This window comes from Mesorhizobium sp. M0185, from assembly GCF_040322175.1.
Taxonomy (GTDB): Bacteria; Pseudomonadota; Alphaproteobacteria; order Rhizobiales; family Rhizobiaceae; genus Mesorhizobium.
Genome location: NZ_JAMYSY010000006.1, coordinates 1 through 19173, shown reverse-complemented (window position 1 = coordinate 19173; position 19173 = coordinate 1). Strand labels below are relative to the sequence as shown.

Annotated in this window: 21 protein-coding genes; 8 read left to right on the top strand and 13 right to left on the bottom strand. The window is 63.7% G+C overall.

Translation table 11 applies throughout. The annotated features are described in order from the left end of the window. Positions 1–5 precede the first annotated feature (5 nt). Positions 6–2003 carry an ABC transporter ATP-binding protein/permease gene (locus NKJ20_RS06835; protein ID WP_352743225.1) on the bottom strand — a complete coding sequence of 666 codons (1998 nt, stop codon included), beginning with the start codon at positions 2001–2003 and terminating at the stop codon, positions 6–8. Positions 2004–2081: 78 nt separating this feature from the next. After that, positions 2082–2432 (bottom strand): hypothetical protein, encoded by a 351-nt coding sequence (locus NKJ20_RS06830; RefSeq protein ID WP_352450455.1) that lies wholly within the window; start codon positions 2430–2432, stop codon positions 2082–2084. On the opposite strand from NKJ20_RS06830, the gene NKJ20_RS06825 reads away from it, so the two are divergent. Further along, the gene (locus NKJ20_RS06825; RefSeq protein WP_352450454.1) at positions 2431–2721 is read left to right on the top strand and encodes a hypothetical protein; all 291 of its coding nucleotides are present in this window, start codon (positions 2431–2433) and stop codon (positions 2719–2721) included. The genes NKJ20_RS06830 and NKJ20_RS06825 overlap by 2 nt on opposite strands. A gap of 52 nt (positions 2722–2773) precedes the next feature. On the opposite strand, the gene NKJ20_RS06820 is transcribed toward NKJ20_RS06825, so the two are convergent. Continuing rightward, positions 2774–3067 (bottom strand): hypothetical protein, encoded by a 294-nt coding sequence (locus NKJ20_RS06820; RefSeq protein WP_352743223.1) that lies wholly within the window; start codon positions 3065–3067, stop codon positions 2774–2776. Positions 3068–3257: 190 nt separating this feature from the next. On the opposite strand from NKJ20_RS06820, the gene arr reads away from it, so the two are divergent. Continuing rightward, positions 3258–3665: an NAD(+)--rifampin ADP-ribosyltransferase gene (arr, locus tag NKJ20_RS06815; protein WP_352743222.1), complete on the top strand. Its 408-nt coding sequence runs from the start codon at positions 3258–3260 to the stop codon at positions 3663–3665. 133 nt (positions 3666–3798) lie between these two features. Here arr and NKJ20_RS06810 read toward each other — a convergent pair whose 3' ends face one another. The 3 genes from NKJ20_RS06810 to NKJ20_RS06800 all read right to left on the bottom strand — a co-directional run bounded on the left by NKJ20_RS06810 (position 3799) and on the right by NKJ20_RS06800 (position 6924). Next, positions 3799–4536, bottom strand: coding sequence for a class I SAM-dependent DNA methyltransferase (locus NKJ20_RS06810; RefSeq protein ID WP_352450450.1), 738 nt, complete (start codon positions 4534–4536; stop codon positions 3799–3801). Between the two features lie 75 nt (positions 4537–4611). Beyond that, positions 4612–5922, bottom strand: coding sequence for a hemolysin family protein (locus NKJ20_RS06805; RefSeq protein ID WP_352743221.1), 1311 nt, complete (start codon positions 5920–5922; stop codon positions 4612–4614). Positions 5923–5982: 60 nt separating this feature from the next. Further along, complete coding sequence (locus NKJ20_RS06800; RefSeq protein WP_352743219.1) at positions 5983–6924, bottom strand: LysR family transcriptional regulator; 942 nt, start codon at positions 6922–6924, stop codon at positions 5983–5985. A gap of 269 nt (positions 6925–7193) precedes the next feature. Between NKJ20_RS06800 and NKJ20_RS06795 the strand changes: the two genes are divergently transcribed. Then, the gene (locus NKJ20_RS06795; RefSeq protein WP_352743217.1) at positions 7194–8072 is read left to right on the top strand and encodes a zinc-dependent alcohol dehydrogenase family protein; all 879 of its coding nucleotides are present in this window, start codon (positions 7194–7196) and stop codon (positions 8070–8072) included. A gap of 47 nt (positions 8073–8119) precedes the next feature. Here the strand turns inward: NKJ20_RS06795 and NKJ20_RS06790 are convergent, their stop codons facing one another. From NKJ20_RS06790 to NKJ20_RS06775, 4 genes are all read right to left on the bottom strand, one after another. Next, positions 8120–8827 carry an LssY C-terminal domain-containing protein gene (locus NKJ20_RS06790; RefSeq protein WP_352743215.1) on the bottom strand — a complete coding sequence of 236 codons (708 nt, stop codon included), beginning with the start codon at positions 8825–8827 and terminating at the stop codon, positions 8120–8122. A 66-nt stretch (positions 8828–8893) separates the two neighbouring features. Further along, complete coding sequence (locus NKJ20_RS06785; RefSeq protein WP_352743213.1) at positions 8894–9748, bottom strand: extensin-like domain-containing protein; 855 nt, start codon at positions 9746–9748, stop codon at positions 8894–8896. Positions 9749–9859: 111 nt separating this feature from the next. Then, positions 9860–10732 carry an extensin-like domain-containing protein gene (locus tag NKJ20_RS06780; protein WP_502900816.1) on the bottom strand — a complete coding sequence of 291 codons (873 nt, stop codon included), beginning with the start codon at positions 10730–10732 and terminating at the stop codon, positions 9860–9862. Between the two features lie 100 nt (positions 10733–10832). Further along, positions 10833–11258, bottom strand: coding sequence for a DUF3775 domain-containing protein (locus NKJ20_RS06775; protein WP_023678354.1), 426 nt, complete (start codon positions 11256–11258; stop codon positions 10833–10835). Between the two features lie 236 nt (positions 11259–11494). On the opposite strand from NKJ20_RS06775, the gene NKJ20_RS06770 reads away from it, so the two are divergent. Both NKJ20_RS06770 and greA read left to right on the top strand, forming a co-directional pair. Next, positions 11495–12058 carry a tetratricopeptide repeat protein gene (locus NKJ20_RS06770; protein ID WP_352743209.1) on the top strand — a complete coding sequence of 188 codons (564 nt, stop codon included), beginning with the start codon at positions 11495–11497 and terminating at the stop codon, positions 12056–12058. A gap of 328 nt (positions 12059–12386) precedes the next feature. Continuing rightward, complete coding sequence (greA, locus tag NKJ20_RS06765; protein ID WP_023719113.1) at positions 12387–12860, top strand: transcription elongation factor GreA; 474 nt, start codon at positions 12387–12389, stop codon at positions 12858–12860. 226 nt (positions 12861–13086) lie between these two features. Here greA and waaC read toward each other — a convergent pair whose 3' ends face one another. The 3 genes from waaC to rfaD are packed head-to-tail and all read right to left on the bottom strand — an operon-like array spanning position 13087 to position 16003. Further along, the gene (gene waaC, locus NKJ20_RS06760; RefSeq protein ID WP_352743207.1) at positions 13087–14076 is read right to left on the bottom strand and encodes a lipopolysaccharide heptosyltransferase I; all 990 of its coding nucleotides are present in this window, start codon (positions 14074–14076) and stop codon (positions 13087–13089) included. Next, the gene (gene waaF, locus NKJ20_RS06755) at positions 14073–15080 is read right to left on the bottom strand and encodes a lipopolysaccharide heptosyltransferase II (protein ID WP_352743205.1); all 1008 of its coding nucleotides are present in this window, start codon (positions 15078–15080) and stop codon (positions 14073–14075) included. Before waaF ends, waaC begins: the two co-directional genes overlap by 4 nt. After that, entirely contained in the window at positions 15053–16003 is a 951-nt protein-coding gene (gene rfaD, locus NKJ20_RS06750) for an ADP-glyceromanno-heptose 6-epimerase (protein WP_352450437.1), read from the bottom strand. Before rfaD ends, waaF begins: the two co-directional genes overlap by 28 nt. Positions 16004–16179: 176 nt before the next feature. Here rfaD and NKJ20_RS06745 point away from each other — a divergent pair, with 176 nt between their 5' ends. The 3 genes from NKJ20_RS06745 (at position 16180) to NKJ20_RS06735 (ending at position 19013) form a co-directional block, all read left to right on the top strand. Next, entirely contained in the window at positions 16180–16812 is a 633-nt protein-coding gene (locus tag NKJ20_RS06745; protein WP_352743203.1) for a LysE family translocator, read from the top strand. Positions 16813–16951: 139 nt separating this feature from the next. Continuing rightward, positions 16952–18430, top strand: a complete 1479-nt coding sequence (rfaE1, locus tag NKJ20_RS06740) for a D-glycero-beta-D-manno-heptose-7-phosphate kinase (protein ID WP_352743201.1) — start codon at positions 16952–16954, stop codon at positions 18428–18430. Positions 18431–18437: 7 nt separating this feature from the next. Next, complete coding sequence (locus NKJ20_RS06735; protein WP_352586848.1) at positions 18438–19013, top strand: D-sedoheptulose-7-phosphate isomerase; 576 nt, start codon at positions 18438–18440, stop codon at positions 19011–19013. Positions 19014–19173: the final 160 nt, after the last annotated feature.

The following is a 19173-nucleotide window of genomic DNA, read 5'->3' as shown; positions in this document are numbered from 1 at the left end:
TTTGCTCAAGGTCGCGCTGGCTTTCCGTTGGCGCGCCGTTGCCTCAGAAGGCGCATGAGCAAGTTCCGTCTGTCCTTGCGCGGGACGAGTTCGATATCGCTGACAAGTTTTGCCCCGCCCTTGTGCCGCTCCAATGTGATCTTGCGGCTGTGGAAGGCCTCCAGCTCGGCGCGGTGCGCTACGCTTATGATGGTGACCTTCGGCAATTCGCGAATAATCATCTCCATCATCTTGTCCTGGCTCTTCTCATCGAGTGCCGACGTTGCCTCGTCCAGCACGATGATATCGGGGCGGTGCAGCAGAAGACGCGCGAAGGCGAGGCGCTGCTTTTCGCCACCCGACAAGATCTGGTCCCATGGCGCGTCCTCCTCGATCCGGTCGTTGAGGTAGTCGAGTCCCACCTTGTCGAGGGCAGCCTTGATCTTATCCAGCGTCCAGTTGTCGGCGGCGCCTGGATAGGCGACAGCGCGGCGAAGCGTCCCGGTCGGGATGTAGGGCCGTTGCGGCAACATAAACAACCGTCTGTCGGCGCGGATGTTGACGCTGCCGCTACCCCATGGCCACAGACCCGCGACGGCCCGCACCAGCGTACTCTTGCCCGAGCCGGATTCGCCGGCGACGAGCACCCGCTCGCCTGGTTCGATCACGACCTCGGTTTCCTTGACCACGGCGGTGCCGTCGTCGAGCGACACGGAGAGATTGTTCAGGCTGAGCATCGCATCGCCGCCGGTCTCGCCGCGCTTTATGCGTCCCAGCGTGTTGCTCTGTTCCGCCCGCTCGAGCCCGTCGAGCGACATCATCAGCGAGGCGATGCGCCGTGCACAGGCGTTCCAATCGGCGAGACGGGGATAGTTGTCGACCAGCCATCCGAACGCGCCCTGCACGATGGCAAAGGCCGAGGCAGCCTGCATGACCTGTCCAAGTGTCATGCTGCCTTCGAGGAACTTTGGAGCGCAAAGCAAGACCGGCACGACAGGCGCAAACAGGCTCGACCCCTGAGACACCAGCGCCGTGCGCATGTGCTGACCTGCAAGGAGCGCCCATTGCCTGAGCACATGGGCAAATGTCTTGTCCACGCCGCTGCGCTCCTCCTCCTCGCCGCCGAGCAATGCGATGCTCTCGCCGTTTTCCCGCACGCGCGTCAGCGTGTAGCGGAACTCGGCTTCCGCCTGATTTTTTCCCTCGGAGAGGTGGACGAAATGGCGGCCAATGACCGCCATCGAAGTGGACGTGATCGCGGAATAGAGCACTGCGGTGATGACCAGGAAGCCGGGAACGGTGACGGTCGAACCTGCAATCGTCAGGGTCAGGGCGCCGCCGATCGTCCAGAGCACCACGATGAAGGTCGAGGCCGACAGAAATGCGACGATGACACCGGCGATGAAATCGACGGGCGATTCGGTGGCAATCCGCAAATCCTCGGCGATGCGGGCTTCGGGGTTGCTATGATCGCCGCCGACGAGGTTCAGCTGATAGTAGCGGCCGCTTGCGAGCCAGCGCGCGATGACCGCGGTGGTGAGCCAGGAACGCCAGCGGCGCTGTATCCTCATGCGAAAGAAGACTTGCGCCACCACAAGGCTGGCGCTTCCGAGCACGAGTGGCAGGAATACGGCGCTCAGCCAATATACGGTGTGGGCATTGCGTTGCTCAATGGCGTCGAAAATTGCGCGATTCCAGACATTGATCCCATACTGGAAGCCGACATTGGCGACGATCAGGACCAACAGCCCGATCGTCAACGGCCAGGCGACCTTGTCGCCACTGCCGCCCCAGTAACCGCGCGCGCTGATCCAGAAGCGCTTGAGCAGGTATCTCTTGCGCGCCCGCTCGGCCTCTTCAGGTGTCAGCTCAGGATCGGGTTCGGTGACATCCGGCGGCGGCGCGGGCTCGCCGACGACCTCGGACGCGACTTCGACAGGCGATTGTTTCTCGTGGCGCGACTTCTCGGCATCGCGCGATTGGGCGCCGTCAACCGATTTCAGCTTAAATTTAGCCTCGGGCATCCGGCGATAACGGCTTAAAAATCAGAAGGTTTCATAGCGTCCGCTCGAGATCCCAGATGCCAACAACGCCAAGGCTTCTCAGCTGTTCCGGTGCTCGCAGCAGCCTATGGTCGTTCTCGATGACAGGCTTTGATCGTTGCGGGGCAGACCGCCGAGCGTCGGCTGCGGGTCAGTCTGCAACAAAGCATCACCTGCTGCGATCTCGACAATTCGCTTCAGGCTCTCAAGATTTGTCCGCATGCTGCATTCGAAGAGGCTGGACGCAAGCGGCGCGAGAAGTGCCATCGGCCGAGTCAACAGGATCGAGGAGGAGAGGTCATCTCGATTGCGATTGCGAGCATCTGCTGCCCAGCCGGACCGCGCCAGCCCCGAATTCCGGAACAAGGGTGCGATTTTGCCGTTGAGCCAGAAACCGGAAGCGACCCGCATGTCCGAATTGCCGAATGAAGAGATCGAAGGGCGGCTGAACGCCCAGCGCGAGACTCTGGCGCTGGTCGTTGCGCTGCTTGCCAGCAAGGATACGGCACCCGAGCGAATATGGGCCGAACTGGAGGCCCGTTTTCAGTTTCAGAACAGTCAGGAGGACCCTGGCGTCCTGCCAAGCCGCGCATTCGCCATCGAAGCTGCGAAGATGCGGGAGTTCAAGCTGATCGCCGAAGAGGCGCAGGCGCGCAATGCGGAATGGAACGGCAGGGACAAGCCACAGGGCGCCAGCTGAAACCCCGGAGAGTGGATGCAGGACCGGCTATTTTACGATGACTGAGCAAGCGTCAGCTTTGCTGCAAAAGTGTACGTGCCAGCTCTTGCCATTCCTCGTCAAGCGTTAAGGTCGACGGCGCCGCGTTGCTGCGGCGATACCAATATTCCGCATTCGACTGGTCGCCTTCCTTGCGGTGGAGATAGGCATGCACGTGCATGCCCGCCGTGTCGTCGCGCTGCTGCGCGCACTCGTGCGCCTTAGCCCAATCGCCCTTTGCATCCCACCACAGCGCCTCCAGGGCAGGGCTCAAGCCGGCTGGCGGCTGTGGTTTTGCAATCGAATCCCTGAAGGCTTGCAGATCCATTTTTCCACCATAGTGACGTACAGGGCGCCGATAATACCCGCACCGGCAGCCGACTGGTAGCGTACTTTGGGCGGGACGACCGGAATGAGAGGACGTCCGATAACCGCACGGCCAGACGGTTGATTCGATGACGTGCATGAAATAGTGCGCACCACAACACCATGACGCCTGAGACAGCGAGGATGAGCCGATGACAGCCCCCGCGAAGCCGCGCCAATTCTACCACGGCACCCGGGCCGATCTTAAGCCGGGAGACCTGATCGAAGCCGGCTACAGCTCCAATTACGGCGTGCGAAAGCAGGCAGCCTGGGTCTATCTAACCGGCACTCTGGATGCGGCTATCTGGGGTGCAGAACTGGCCGCCGGTGACGGACGCGAAAGGATCTACATCGTGGAAACAACCGGCCCGATCATGGACGACCCCAATCTTACGGACAAGAAATTTCCCGGCAATCCGACGCAGTCCTATCGCTGCCGCGAGCCGCTCAGGATCACCGGCGAGGTCACCGAGTGGCAGGGCCACTCGCCCGAGCGGCTGAAAGAGATGAAGGACCATCTCGAACGGCTGAAGGCACAAGGCATCGAGGCAATCGATTGATCGCTGAGTCCTGCGATTGCCAAGCTTGGCTCTGACTTGCGGTCGGCGGCAGTCCCCGCGAAATACGGCTCCACGTCCGCAATGGGTCCGCGAGTTGTCGTTGCTTGCAGGGCTGGAGAGCGGATGCTCCTTTTCATCTCGTCGCGAACGTGATGATCTCTGGGCTCGAAGGGCCAAGTGGGCTGCCGTCAAAGCCGCCGAATTGCTGTTCGATCCGTAGCCCCGCGTTCCCCAGCAGGCTCGATAAGGCGTCCGTCTCGAGGAATCGCAAGGTGCTGCGACTAACTTGCGGAAGGCTCGGATGCTTTCCGCCGAACCTGTGGGTGAATGTCACCGTCTGTCCATCGAACGGCGTGATCACCTCTGTTGTGATCTGCACCAGCGACCCGTCAGGCAGCTCAACGACCACCGCATTTTCGGGTGTCCAGTGCTCCCACGCCCGCACCGAAGGGTTCCGCGTTTCGAACGCGAAGCATCCGCCTGGCACAAGGGCGTGTCGGACAGCCGCCATGAAATCCCTCAGGTCTTCGTCGCTGACAAGGGCCTGGAATGCGTGCCCCGTCATCACAATGAGATCAAACTCGGCTGTCCAGCCGGCCGATTGGAGATCGCCGAGAACCCATTCGATATCCGCGCGCGTTCGTGCGCGATCCAACACGCCGGGTGCTGGGTCGATGCCGCAGAGCCGCCCTGAATGTCCGGCCAAGCGTGCCTCGTGAAGGAGGGTGCCCGTTCCACATCCGACATCAAGCACCGCGTCTGCTGTTAGAATGCGGGGCAGGTAGAAATCATAGTCGTCGCGCGCAGATCTCGGGTGCCAGGCATCGTAGACGGCAGCGAGATATGGGTCGGCGAAAAGGTGGTCGACCATAGGCGGTATTCCCAATCAACTTTGACGTGCGAGCGGTGTCGCCGCCAGCATATAGCCCATAAGTCGCGTCGATCGTTACCGCACCACCTCGCGGTGGCGGCCGGGCAGGCGGGTGGCGATGAGCTTGTCGATGCGGCGGCCGTCGAGGTCGACGACCTCGAAGCGCCAGCCTTGCGCGTCGACACATTCGCCGGTCGCCGGCAGATGGTGCAAATGCGACAGCACATAGCCGGCGACGGTTTCGTAATCGCGGCTCTCAGGCAGGTCGATGCCGAGGACCTCTGCCATCTCGTCGGCCTGCATATAGCCGGCGAGCAGCCATGAGCCGTCCTCGCGCTTGACCGCGTTTTCCTCGTCGCCGGCGTCGAGGTCGGAACGGAATACGCCGGTGATCGCTTCCAGTATGTCGGCCGGGGTGACGATGCCTTCGAAATGGCCGTATTCGTCATGCACCAGCGCCATCGGCACGTCGGATTCCTTCAGCGTCGCAAGCACGTCCAGAGCGTCGGCCTGGTCATGCACGATTGGCGCGGCCCGCACGTGCCGGCGCGGGTCGAGAGCGCGGCCGGCAAGCATTGCGGCCAGCACGTCGCGGGTCTGGACGACGCCGATCATGGCGTCGACGCCGCCGTCGCCGGCCGGCAGGCGCGAATGCTGGGTGTCCATCAGCAGCTTCCTGATGGCCGCCTCGTCGGATTGCAGATTGATCCAGTCGACCTCGGTGCGCGGCGTCATCACCGCGCGCACAGCACGATCACCGAGCCGCATGACGCCGGCGATCATCCGCCGTTCGTCGGATTCGATGGTGCCGTGGTGCTCGGCTTCGGCGACCAGCATCTTGATCTCCTCGTCGGTGACCTTATCCTCGCTCTGACCGCGCTGGCCAAGCAGCCACAGGAGGGCGCGGCCGGAAAAATCGAGCAGGAAGACCAGCGGCGCCGAGACGCTGGCGAGGATGGTCATTGCCGGGGCGACCCTGACGGCTACCCTTTCGGGGTCGCGCAATGCGATCTGCTTGGGCACCAGTTCGCCGATGATCAGCGAGCCATAGGTGATGAGGGCGACGACGATGCCGACGCCGAGCGGATCGGCGAGGCTTTCGCGGATGCCGGCCGACGCCAGGGAGGTGGCCAGCCGCTCGCCGAGCGTGGCGCCGGAAAAGGCACCGGACAAGACGCCGACCAAAGTGATGCCGATCTGCACCGAAGACAGGAATTTTCCCGGATTGGCGCCGAGCGCCAGGGCCCGGCCGGCACCCTTGACGTTGCGGTCGATCATCGTCTTAAGGCGCGCCGGCCGCGACGAGACGATGGCGAGCTCGGACATCGACAGAAGGCCGTTCACGCAGATGAGGACGACCACGATGGCAATTTCAGCATAAAGCATGCCGGGTCCATAGCATTGCCGCGCGGTTTTCGAAAATAGGACGGGTCGCGCTTTTTAAATTTAGCGAGCCGGGCAATCAGGCGGCACCCATGCCGCATCCCAGGGCGGCGCGGAAAAATGCTCGATCAGGGCGTCGACGACGACGCGCACCTTTGGCGCGAGATTGCGTGTTACCGGCCAGATGGCATGCACCACGGTGTTTTCGACAAGACAGTCCGACAGAACCATTTCGAGCTCGCCGCGCCTGATGCTGTCGGCCGTCAGCCATGTCGGCAGATAGACGATGCCGCAGCCGGCCAGTACCGCATCGAGCATCGGTTCGCCGTGGCCGAGCACCAGCCGCGCCTTGGGCGCGAATTTTTCGAGACGGCCGTCGACATGCCTGACGGTCCAGGGATGGACCGTGCCGTCGCGGCCGTAGCCGATGAGGCTGTGCCTGGCCAGGTCCTCGATCGATTGCGGCCTGCCATGGGCGTCGAGATAGGCGGGGGCGGCGCAGATGGCCGAACGTTGGGCATAGATGCGGCGCGCGGCGATCGACAAGCTGTCGTCGAGGTCGCCCATACGCACCGCCAGGTCGATGCCTTCCTCGATCAGGTCGACGCGCCGGTCGTTGAACGAGATTTCCATAGTCAGATCCGGGAAGCGCTTCGAAATGTCGAACAGCACCGGGGCGACGCATCGCCGGCCGAAGGCCAAAGGCAGGTCGACGCGCAGCCGCCCGGAAGGCACCTGCTTGCGGGAAGCGAGTAGTGACTGGGCGGCTTCGATTTCGGCCAGCGCCCTGACGCAGGCTTCGTAATAGCTCAGACCTTCGCTGGTCGGGCTGAGGCTGCGGGTGGTGCGGTTGAGCAGGCGGACGCCCAATCGCTGTTCCAGCTGCGCGATCGACTTGCCGACCGCCGATTTGGTGACATGCAGCCGTGCGCCAGCGCCGGTGAAGCTGCCGGCCTCCACCGCGTGAGCGAATGCGACGATGCCTTGCAAATTGGCTGATTCCAATGAAGCGCTCCTATTGTAGAGTTTTGCTCCTTAATCTGTTGCAGAACATGCCACATGGAAGCACTTTTCTCCATAGTGAAACGGCGTAAATGTCTCGCGCAATCATCAACCACGGAGCGCGAACCAAATGAGCACCGAAAACAGATCCTGGCAGATGAACGGTTTCGGCCTGTCCAGGGTTGAAGCCGGCTGATGGAAAGCTGCCCCAACCCGGGCCGCATGATCTTCTGGTACGAGTCACAGCGGTATCGCTGAATTACAAGGACAGGATGATCGTCGATGGCGTGCTGATACCGGACCTCAGCTTTCCGTTCGTGCCGACATCGGACGCGGTAGGCGAAGTAGTCGCCACCGGCAGCGAAGTCAGCCGCTTCGGCATCGGGCAGCGCGTGCTCGGCCAGGTGATCGCCGACTGGCCGGACGGCGACGCCCCGCCGGTGCTGCACAAGCATACGCTTGGTTCGTCACTGCCCGGCATGCTGTCCGAGCATGTGCTTTTTCATGAGGATGCCGCCGTGGCGGCGCCGCCGCAGCTCAGCGACGTCGAGGCATCGACGCTGCCGATTGCGGCGCTGACGGCGTGGTTCGCGCTGGTCGAGGAGGCCAAGCCGATCCCGGGCGAAACCGTTCTCATCCAGGGCACCGGCGGCGTGTCGCTGTTTGCGCTGCAATTTGCCGCCGCCTTCGGCCTGCGCACCATCATCACCTCGAGCAGCGACGAGAAGCTCGAGCGGGCGAAGGCGCTCGGCGCCTGGAAGAGGATCAATTATCGCAGCCAGCCGGCATGGGACGAGGCGGCGCGCGAACTGACAAACGGGGCCGGCGTCAGCCATGTGCTGGAAATGGTTGGCGGCGACAATGCGCGGCGCTCGCTCAATGCGCTGGGCGCCGACGGCAGGCTGTCGCTCATCGGCCTTCTCGGCAGCATGGAGCTCAGTTTCCCGATCATTCCGTTCCTGCGCAATCGGATCGTCGTACAAGGCATATCGATCGGCCACCGCCGCGCTTTCGAGCGAATGAACCAGGCGATCGAGACGCTTGCCATCAAGCCGGTGATCGACAAGGTGTTTGGCTTCGACGAGGTGCCGCAGGCATTTGAGCGTCTGGAGACAGGACCGTTCGGCAAGATCGTGATCACCGTGCCCTGAACCCGTCGGGACGAAATGGCTGTCAGACGGGAAGGCCGATTGCGCGCCTACGGCAGTTGCAGCAGGATCCCGATGATGGCCTTGCCGTCGGTGAAATAGGGATCGCCTTCGCCGTTGCGCCCGGTCTTCGTGGCGCCGACGCCTGGTATCTCGCTGGTCGAGATCAGCATGCCGGCGGCGGAGAGGTCGCGCATCAGCCCGTCGCGCTCGGCGTCGATGTCGGGGCCGATATGATGGGTGATCGCGCCGGTGTCATGGCTGAGGCCGACGCCGCGGTCAAAGCTTGCAGAGCCAAGCCAAAGCGGCCGGCCGTCGTCTCCGGTCGCATCGGTCTGCCAGAAGCGGACGTGGTGGCGCCGATCGGCGCTGTCGCCGACCGGCTTTTCGAAGGCTAGGTCCTGGGCGCGGCCTTCGAACAGCAGCCGGCTGACCGGCGCGTCGGGATAGGGGCGGTTAAACAGCACGCTTTCGCCGATCTCGATCGCCGTCTTCAGCGTGATCGCGTCTGCCGTATCCCAGCCGGCGACGGCAAAAGCATGGACAAGCTCCTTCTTCATGCCGACCAGGCCGACATTGATCGGATCGCCCGGAATGCCTTGCGGCGTGTGCGTCACCATCTCGAATTGCTGATTGCGAAAATTGCGGTCCCGTAACGTCCAGAACTCAGGCGCGGCGAAATAGGCGAGCGAAAGATAAGCGGCACAGCATGCCACCAGCCAGGTCGTTACACGTCGTCGAAGGCTTCGTTGGCTCAAGAGGCACCACCCAAGCGTCTGCGCACCATCTTAACCGGCGCAGCAAGTCTTGGGCAGGGGCTGCAATCAGCGGCAGGCGCGATAGCCGTTCTTGCGGTTCTTGATGTCGAAATGGAAATGGTTGCGGTGGTCGTAGTTGTAGCCGGGGCCGAGCACGGTGGTGAAATACTGGCAGCCATCGGCGCGGACATTGTTGAGGAAGCCGCGCGTGCGGAAGGCGAACAGGCCGGGCTTGCGGACGTCGATGTCGTCGCCATTGTTAAGCTCGATGCTCATCACGTCGAGCGCATTGCCCTTGCCGTGTTCCGACAAAACACCTTCGCCGGCAATCCTGCGGCAGGAATAGCTCGAGCCCTGGTGGATGGTCTTGACGCCTGAGAAATAGCGCCAGCGGGCCGACGGCACGAGTTCGTTCCTGGTCCAGCCGGCAAAGGTGGCGGCCATGTCGCAGGTCAGCGTCGCGGCCGGCTTCATCTCGACACTGCCGATGGCCGAGACCTTGACCGGATAGTCGATGCCGCACTGGCCTTCATGGATCGGTGCAACGTCGGTGTAGACGACGCCGAGGCGTTTCAGCTCCTTTCGGCAATCGATCTCTGTGGCCGGCAGCTGTTCGGCCGGCGACATCGGGTTGTCCAGGCGCGGATAGGCGGCCGTCATAAAGGGATTGGACGGGACGAGGCGCTGCATACCCGAATATTGCGGCCCGGAATCTTGCGCGCCGGAATATTGCGGGTCGGAATTGGGCGGGACGGCAGCGGTCTGGCTGCCGACATCGACGGCCGGCTGCAGCGACAGCACGCTGCCGGTATTGCAGGCGGAGACCCCCGCAATGGCAAGCAGGGCGGCAAGCCTGCCGGCTATGCGCGCGCATTCTGTGTGCCGCACAGCGGCAAGCGCAGCGCGAAATAGCCCGGCCATCGGAAGGGTTCCTGTCCCTAGATGGCACAGACTCTAAACCTGAAGAGTAAAGGAAAAATCAGCGGCGCCGTTCACGCCTGCGGCCAAATTGCGGCGCCCCCATAGGCAAGGTCATTGGCAAAACGTGCCGCCATTGCGGCGCGGTTCGAGATCGAAGTGGAGATGCAGCGAATGATCGGCATCGCTGCCGGGGCCAAGCACGGTCTTGAACGGCCCGCAGGCCGCCTTGCGCACTGTATCCAGGAATTTCGCGTCCTTTTCCGGCGGCGCGGGGCCGACATCGATCTCCTTCCCGTCCGAAAGCTTGAAGCTGGCGATATCGAGCGCGTTGCCGAAGGCGTGCTCCGACAATTTGCCGCCGCCATTGCGCGACCGGCAGACAAAGGCGGAGGCCTGGCCGATCGATTTAATATCCGCGCCGAACTCGGCCTTTGCGGCAGGCTGGATGACCGAAGCAGCAAAGCGTGCGGCCGCTTCCGCCATCTGGCAATTCAGCTCGGGCTCCGGGCCGATGGCGATGGATTTGCCGAGCGTCCTCAGCACGATCGGGTAGGGGATCGAGCAACCGACCGCCGTATCATGCTCGGGCTTGCGCTCCTCGAAATCGACGCCCATCGATTTCAGCCGCCTGCGGCAGGCCAATTCCTCGGCCGGCATTTCTTTCCCGGCAATGGCGGCCGATCGAGGATCAGGAAGGATTTTTTGCTCCGCCTTCTCGTCTGCCTCGGCCGGGATTGGTGGCGCGCCTGGTGGGCTTGCCGGCGGCTCAGCCCGTGCCGGCTTTTCGGGCGGCTGCGGTGCAATCGCCGGCGGCTCCGGAGCATCCTCCGGGCGCGGTTCGGGGACCGGGATCTCGGTTGGTGGGGGCGGAGTGACTTGCTGGTTGAGCTGCGGAACCGGTGCAGTTTGCGGTAGGTCGGGTGCCTTGGCTAAAACGGGTCCCGCCAGCGGCGTAGCCGCAACGGCCAGCAGCAATCTGCCCAATCTGAAAAAGCCAAACGCCGCCATTACATCGCAACGGCCAGAATGCAGGGAAGTTGCCTTGAGCGAGGGGGGCGGCCGATCACAATCGGTAACCGCGCCGTCACGCGCCGATCGCTTCCAGGCCTTCCTCGAGCCAGTCCGCCAGCAGCGGCATGCCGAGCAGATATTTTGCCGTGCGCTTGTTGGCGCGCTCGCGGGCGGCGGACAGCGCGTCCGTCCATTCCGTCGCGTCATAGTCGCCGCGGCCGACCCAGGCCAACGCAATCAGTTCAGCCGCTTCGTCGACATTGAGATCATCGATCAGCTCGCGCAGTTCTTCTTCGGTGAGATCTTCGGAGCTTTCCTCGGCAAGGCCGTCATGATGGTGGTTGTCGTGCGCGTTGCCGTCGAGCTCTACCTCGTGCTCGGCGCCGTCGGCATAGTCTTCGTTGACGGCGGCGCTGAGCGCCTTCGCCTTCAGGATGAACAGGCGCACGGTGTCGGGACCGATCGAAAGCTCCCAGTCTCGTTCAACGCGTTGCTGCACCGGCCGTCTCCCTGCTTCGTGCTCGGTCGGCCCGATGATAGCGGATTTGCAGCGCTCGTCACATTATCTTGCGCGGCGGCGTTGATCGTGAAGCATGATTTCCGATGCCCACTCTTCCCGGGATAAGATGGCCTTGCTGGGAGAGATCGCGGTTTTGAGATAGGATGACATTTTCCGGGACGAAACGGCGTTGGCCCGGCGTTAGTGTTGCATTGTCAGGTTCAAAGGAGAATTCGATGCGCAGACGATTGCTGATTTACGCCATGGCCATCGCCGCCCTGCCGCTGATTGCGGCTCCGGCGTTTTCGGCTGGTGAAGGCGGGGGAGGTGGCGGTGGCGGCGGCAATGGCGGCGGCAATGGCGGCGGCCAGTCCCAGTGCAAGAAGGGGGAGGCGTGGGACAAGAAACAGAAGAAATGCGTCTCGCCGAAGCAAGGCATGCTGGACGACGACAGCATCTACGATGCCGGTCGCGCGCTGGCGATGGATGGACGCTACGACGAGGCGATCGCCGTGCTCAGCCTCGCCGCCAACAAGCAGGATCCGCGCATCCTCAATTATCTCGGCTATTCGCACCGCCATTCCGGCCGCGTCACCGTCGGCCTCGGCTATTACGAGGAAGCGCTGCGCATCGACCCGAACTACACGCTGGTGCGCGAATATCTCGGCGAGGCGCACCTGCAGATCGGCGATCTTGCCGGCGCCCAGGAACAGCTCCGCGAGATCGAGAAGCGCACGGGCAAGGGGTCTCGCGAATACGGCATGCTGTCGGAGCAGATCGATCATTTCATGAGGAGCTGATCCTCCGGAACGCTCCTCATAACCGGCTGTGAGCGATCGCAGCCGGTTTTTTGCTGTGCTGCACATGTTGGCCACAACCGAGATTTGGCATCACGGTACACGATACGATCTTGGAAACCCCCGCTTGACGTGGGGTCAGCCGTGCAATCGGTGGATGATTTTTCAAAAACCGACTTTTTGGACGTGAAAAACCCGCGAAGATTGCTATATCTTGCGAAATTGTGGTGAGACGGTTCCGTTAGCCCGAGGCTGCCGGACCGTTTTCTTTTTGTACCATCGACAAGGTCGCTCCCGATTGCGGGGGCGGCGGCAGGAAAGGTCAGGCATTATGAACAAGGTCCCGATGACAGGCGAGGGGTTCGCGTCATTGAAGGAAGAACTGCGCTGGCGCCAGCAACAGGAGCGGCCGCGTATCATCGAGGCGATTTCCGAAGCGCGCTCGCATGGCGACCTATCCGAAAATGCCGAATATCACGCGGCAAAAGAGGCACAGAGCCTCAATGAGGGCCGGGTCAACGAACTCGAGGACCTGATCGCGCGGGCCGAGGTGATCGACGTCACCAAGCTCAGCGGCGACAAGGTCAAGTTCGGCGCCACCGTGGTGCTGGTCGACGAGGATACCGAGGAGAAAAAGACCTACCAGATCGTCGGCGACCAGGAAGCCGACGTGAAGTCCGGCCGCATCTCGATCTCCTCGCCGATCGCGCGCGCCCTGATCGGCAAGGAAGTCGGCGACGCCATCGAGGTCAATGCGCCAGGCGGCGCCAGGGGCTACGAGATCGTCCAGGTGCAGTTCATCTGAGGAATCTGAGGCGAGCCCTAATCCCGTCAGGTAGCGCCGCCCCTCATCGCCCTGCCGGGCACTTCTCCCCGTATAGTGACGGGGAGAAGGGGCCGTCCGGAACCTCGGCGCCGTTTCCTGCAACGCCACCGATTGGCGAAATCTTCGGTGAAGGCGTCCTTCTCCCCGTCCCTATACGGGGAGAAGATGGCGGTAGCCAGATGAGGGGCAGCGCCAACTTTCAGGACTATCCTCTACCGACCTTGACCTGACCGGTCCCCCGAAGCGCCAGCAATCTCTCGGCTTCCGCCATCACCTCCGGCGGCGTGACGCTGTGGCCGGGCCTGGCCAGCAGCGTCGATGAGAATGGCCCGCGCGGGCCGGTCAGGCCAGGCTCGGTAGCGAGGAATATCGCCACCGTCGGCAGGCCGAAAGCGCTGGCGAGATGGGTCAGGCCGGTGTCGGCGCCGATGACCAGCGCCGAGCCGCCGATGACGGCGGCGATCTCGGCTAGCGGCGACCTGGGAACCACCACGGTTTGCGAAACGGCGTGGGCGATCGCTTCGGCAACCGCCTGTTCCCGGTCGTTCGACCAGGTGGTGACCGGGGTCATCCCTCGTGCCACGAGAAGCCTGGCGATTTCGATCCAGTCCGCGACCGGCCATTTCTTGTCCTCGCGGCTGGTGCCGTGCAGCAGGAAGGCGGTCTTTTCGCCGGCAAGAATCGATCTTCCGGCTGGCGGCGCGATACCCGATTCAAGCCTGGAAAAATCCGGCTCGTAGCCGAGCGCCAGGCCGAACAGGCGTCTCGTGCGCTCGATAGCATGCAGGCCGCGCGGCACGGCGAAGCGATGGCCATAAAACAGGCTTGCCGAAGGCTCGCGGGCGCTCGACCGATCGAACCCGGCGATCGGTGCTGCCGTCAGCCGCGCCACCAGCGCCGATTTCAGCAAGCCTTGTGCATCGAGGACGAGGTCGTAGCGGCAATCGCGCAAGGCCCGGCGCAAGCCGACCACTTCCCGCCATGTGCCGGGCTCGAGCAGCTTCCTGCGCCAGCGCCGGATCGCCACGCTGTGGATGGTTTGGATGGCTGGATGCAGCGCCACGATGCCGGCAAATGCCTCTTCGACACACCAGTCGAAGGAGATATCCGGCCGAGCGCGGCGCGCGTCCTCGATCGCCGGGAAGGTGTGGATGACGTCGCCCATGGACGATGTCTTGACGATCAGCACTTTCATGCGGCGGCCGGCATTTCCAGCAGCCGCTCCGCCGCCGCCACGACGCGTTCGACCTCCAGCGTCTTCAGGCAGTTGAGATGACCGAGCGGGCAGATTTTTTTGTGGCAGGGCGAACAGGACAGGCCGAGCCAGACCAGTTCGCGGCGCTCGGCGAGCGGCGGCGTGTTCTGCGGCGAGGTCGAGCCGTAGACGGCGACGACCGGCGTGCCGACGGCGGCGGCGACATGCATCAGCCCGCTGTCGTTGGAGACGGCGAGCCTCGCCGCCGCGATCAGGTCGATGGCATCCTCGAGCCGCGTCTGGCCGGCAAGATCGACGGCGCCCGGAGCCAGCGCGGCGATTTCCGCCGTCACCTCAGCGTCGTTCTTCGACCCGAACAGCGCGACGCCAAACCCTTTCGCCATCATCTCGCGGGCAAGGCCGGCATAGTGTTCGCTCGGCCAGCGCTTGGCCGGGCCGAATTCTGCGCCGGGCATGACTGCCACGAATTTCGCCGCCGTCAGCCCGAAACGGCTGAGCAGTGCCGCCTGGCTGGCTTGATCGACGGCGAGCTTCGGCGCCTGGAAGGCGCCACCACGGGCAAGGCTGAAATAGGCCTGCGCGGTGCGCCGTTTCAGGCGATCGGGCAACGGCACGATGTCGGTCAGCAGCCCGTAACGCATTTCCTTGAGATGGCCGACACGGCGCGGAATGCCGGCAAAGAACGGGATCAGCGCCGACTTCCAGCTTCCCGGCAGGACAAAGGCCGTGTCGTAGCGGCCGCGCAGCAGGCGGCCGAAGCGCCTTCGGATGCGGAATTCGAACGCGCCGGATTGCAGCGGCAGGTCGATCTGCTGGCGGATTTCGGGCATGCGCTTGACCAGCGGTGCTGCCCAGGCCGGCGCCAGCACGTCGATGGCGGCATCCGGATGAAGCTCCCTCAGCGCCTGGAACAGGCACTGCGCCATCACCATGTCGCCCACCCAGCGTGGGCCGATCACGAGGATCGTTGGGCTTTCAGCCATTCGACATAGTCTCTGACGCCGGTTTCCACTGTGCGGAACTGGCCATTGTAACCGGCTGCGCGCAAGCGGGACATATCAGCTTGCGTAAAGCTCTGGTAGCTGCCCTTGAGGTGGTCGGGAAACTCGATGAATTCGATCTGGCCTTGGCCGAGCGTATCGATCACCGTTTCGGCAATGGCGCGGAACGGCTGGGCCTTGCCGGTGCCGCAGTTGAAGATGCCGCTCGAGCCGCGTTTCCACAGCCACAGATTGACGTCGGCGACATCGCCGACATGGATGAAGTCGCGGCTCTGCTCGCCGGGCCCGAAACCACCATAGGCGCCGAACAGTTTCGGGTTCTGGCCTTGCTCGACCTGGTTGAACAGATGGAAGGCGACAGAGGCCATGGCGCCCTTATGCGCCTCGCGCGGTCCATAGACGTTGAAATAACGCAGGCCCGCGACCGGCGAGTGATCGGTATCGAAAACGGTGCGGCGGACATAGTCGTCGAACAGTTTTTTCGAATAGGCATAGACGTTCAGCGGCCGTTCGCATTGCGGCTCCTCGCGGAACTCGGCGCCGCTGCCATAGACCGAAGCGGAGGAGGCATAGAGGAACGGCACGCGCAGGGCCAGGCAGGCGTGCAGCAGGCGCTTCGAATAGGCGTAGTTGACCTCCATCATGAACTTGCCGTTCCATTCGGTGGTGGTCGAGCAGGCGCCCTGGTGGAAGACCGCCTCGATGCGGCCGAGGTCACCGGCCTCCATCCGCGCCAGAAAATCGTCCTTGTCGAGATAATCGGCGATCTCGAGATCGGCGAGGTTGGCGATCTTGTGGCCGTCGGTGAGGTCGTCGACGACGAGGATGTCGCTGAAACCCTCGGCGTTGAGCGCGGCGACGATGTTGGAACCGATCATGCCGGCGCCGCCCGTGACGATGATCATGAAAGCCTCTGGTACCTTGTGCCGGTTGTAGCCCTTGTGGGATTCTGGCCTTATAGGGGAGGCGGGCCGGGCTGTCGACAAAGCAGGTGGCTGGGCGGCCGGATGAGCGCCATAGTGGCGCCGCAAACGTCACGTTTCAGTCGGCCTGCCGGCCGACCGGCGACAGGAGCAAGGTAATGCCGTCAACCGAACTGCTTGTCGCCTTTTTCGCCACCACGGCGATCTTCGCCTATATCCCCGGCCCCGCCATGCTCTATGCCGCCGCGCAAACCATGGCGCGCGGCCGCTGGTCCGGGCTGATGGCGGCGCTCGGCATCCATCTCGGCGGCTACGTTCATGTCTTCGCCGCCGCCGTCGGCCTGTCGGTGCTTTTCCATGCCGTGCCGGCGCTTTACATGGCGGTCAAGCTGGTCGGTGCGCTGTATCTGGTCTGGCTCGGTGTTTCTTTGTTTCGCGCCAAGGCGCAAGGCGAGGTTGTCTTGCCGGGAATTCAGCCGAAATCCGCCCGCCGCGCGTTTTTCGAGAGCGTCGCCGTCGAGGTGCTCAACCCGAAAACGGCGATTTTCTTCATGGCGTTCCTGCCGCAATTCATCGATGCCTCGGCAGCGTTTCCGGTCTGGCTGCAGTTCGTCGTGCTTGGAACGATCGTCAATTTGATGTTCTCGTCGGCCGACATTGTTTGCGTGATACTGGCCGGCGCGGTGATTGCCAGGCTGCGGCAGTCGAGCCGGGCGCAGCGCCTGATGCGGCGCGCCGGCGGTGCGGTGCTTGTCGGACTGGGCGTGCATGTCGCGTTGCAGAAAAGCTGACGCACTGTCTCGCCGCCGCGATCGGTCGAAGGCCCGCCGTTGCGTCGGCTGAAATTGCGGTATATCGGCATCGCCATGAACGGCCCGCCCTGCCAATTGAATTTCCCGTCACCGAAAATCGGCCCTCCCGCGCGTTGACATGATCAAGCTGCCCTCTCCCGAACCTCTTCACCGCGCCATCTCGCGCTTCGGCGGCGCCACCGTGCTGGTGGTCGGCGATTTCATCCTCGACCGTTTCGTCAACGGCGTGATCGAGCGCATTTCGCCGGAAGCGCCGATCCCCGTGCTGCACGGGCGCGGCGAAACGCTGGCGATGGGCGGCGCCGGCAATGTCGTCGCCAACATCGTTTCGCTCGGCGCTGCCGTCATACCGGTCTCGGTGATCGGCGCTGACGAGGCCGGCAAGAACCTCGTGCGCATGCTCGGCGAATTTGGCGTCGACACCGGCGGGCTGGCGCAGGATGCCGATCGCATGACGTCGTCCAAAAGCCGCTTCAGCGCGCTCAACCAGCAGGTGCTGCGTTTCGACGAAGAGGAAATCAAGCCGCTGGGCGATGCCGAGCGCGCGACATTGGTCGGGCATTTTCGCGAAGCGCTGGCACGCGCCGACATCGTCATCCTGTCCGACTATGGCAAGGGCGTGCTGCTCGACGGCGTCGCCGGCGAGCTGATCTCGATCTGTCGGCAAGCGGGCAAGCCGGTGCTGGTCGACCCGAAGGGCCGCGACTATGCGCGTTATGCCGGCGCGACGGCAATCACGCCCAACCGCAAGGAACTCGGCGAGGCGGTCGGCCGCGCAGTGTTTGCCGATGACGAAATCGAGGCGGCGGCACGCCAGCTGATTTCGGCGCACGGTTTCGATTTCGTCGTCGCGACGCGCAGCGAAAAGGGCATGAGCGTCATCGGTGCGGACGACGCCCGCCATATCGCCACGCAGGCGCGCGAAGTGTTCGACGTTTCGGGCGCCGGCGACACGGTAATCGCGACCTTCGCGCTGGCTCTTGCAGCAGGGGCTGATCGTGTCATGGCCGGATCGATCGCCAACGCCGCCGGCGGTGTTGTCGTCGGCAAGCGCGGCACGGCGCGGCTGACGATCGAGGAACTCACCGGTGCGCTGTTTCGCTCGCATGGTCCGGTCGCCCACTTGGATGCGATCCTCGATGCCGCCGCCGCTGCGCGGCTGGTGGCGGGCTGGAAAGACGAGGGCTTGAGCGTCGGCTTCACCAATGGCTGTTTCGATATCCTGCATGCCGGCCATGTCAGCCTGCTGCATGCGGCGCGCAGCCAGTGCGACCGGCTGGTGCTCGGCCTCAACAGCGATGCCTCGGTGCGCCGGCTGAAAGGGCCGGGACGCCCGGTCAATGACCAGCATGACCGGGCCTGCGTGCTTGCAGCACTTGCCTCGGTCGACGCCGTCGTCATCTTCGAGGAGGATACGCCGCTTTCGCTGATCGAGGCGCTGAGCCCCGACATACTGGTCAAGGGCGCCGACTATACGGTCGATCAGGTGGTTGGCGCCGATGTCGTGCAGAAGGCCGGCGGACGCGTCGTGCTGGTCGACCTCGTCGCCGGCAAGAGCACGACCGGCACTATCGGCAGATTGCGCGCCGGGAACTGAGGGTTTCATGTCCGAACTGAACGATTACCTGGCCCGCTCGGCGGCCGCGATTTCGGCGATGGTCGAGCGCGACCTGACCAGCGAGATGGAGCGGGCCGTCAGCGCCGTCGTCGCCGCGCTTTCGCAGGGCAAGGCGCTGCTGATAGCCGGCAATGGCGGCTCGGCCAGCGATGCCATCCACATTGCCGGCGAGCTGGTCGGCCGCTTCCTCAGGGAGCGCAAGGCCTACAACGTCATCGCGCTGCCGGCCAACGCGGCGGTGCTGACCGCCTGGGGCAATGATTACGGCTTCGACACGGTGTTTGCGCGCCAGGTCGAGGCGCATGGTTCGGCGGGCGCCGTGCTGCTCGCCATCTCGACCAGCGGCAATTCGCCAAGCATCCTCGCCGCCGCCCAACAGGCGCGCATGATGGGCATGACGGTGGTCAGCCTGACCGGCGACACCGGCGGCAAGCTGAAGCCGCTCTCCGACATCCTGCTCAACGTACCCTCGACCTCGACGCCGATCATCCAGCAGGGGCATTTGTGCCTCTACCACCATTTGTGCGAAATGGTCGAAACGCGCCTCTGCGACGCAGGGTGATCCTCGAACTCTCAGGACCTGGGTTCCTCGCCCTCCGCGAAGCGGGGGAGAGGTGGCCCCGCAGCGGCCCGAGCGCGGGGGTGGTGAGGCGCGGGTGCCCCCACCCAGGGGCGGCGCGCCCCCCCCCCACCCACCCCCAAAAGGGGGGGGGGAGCACCCC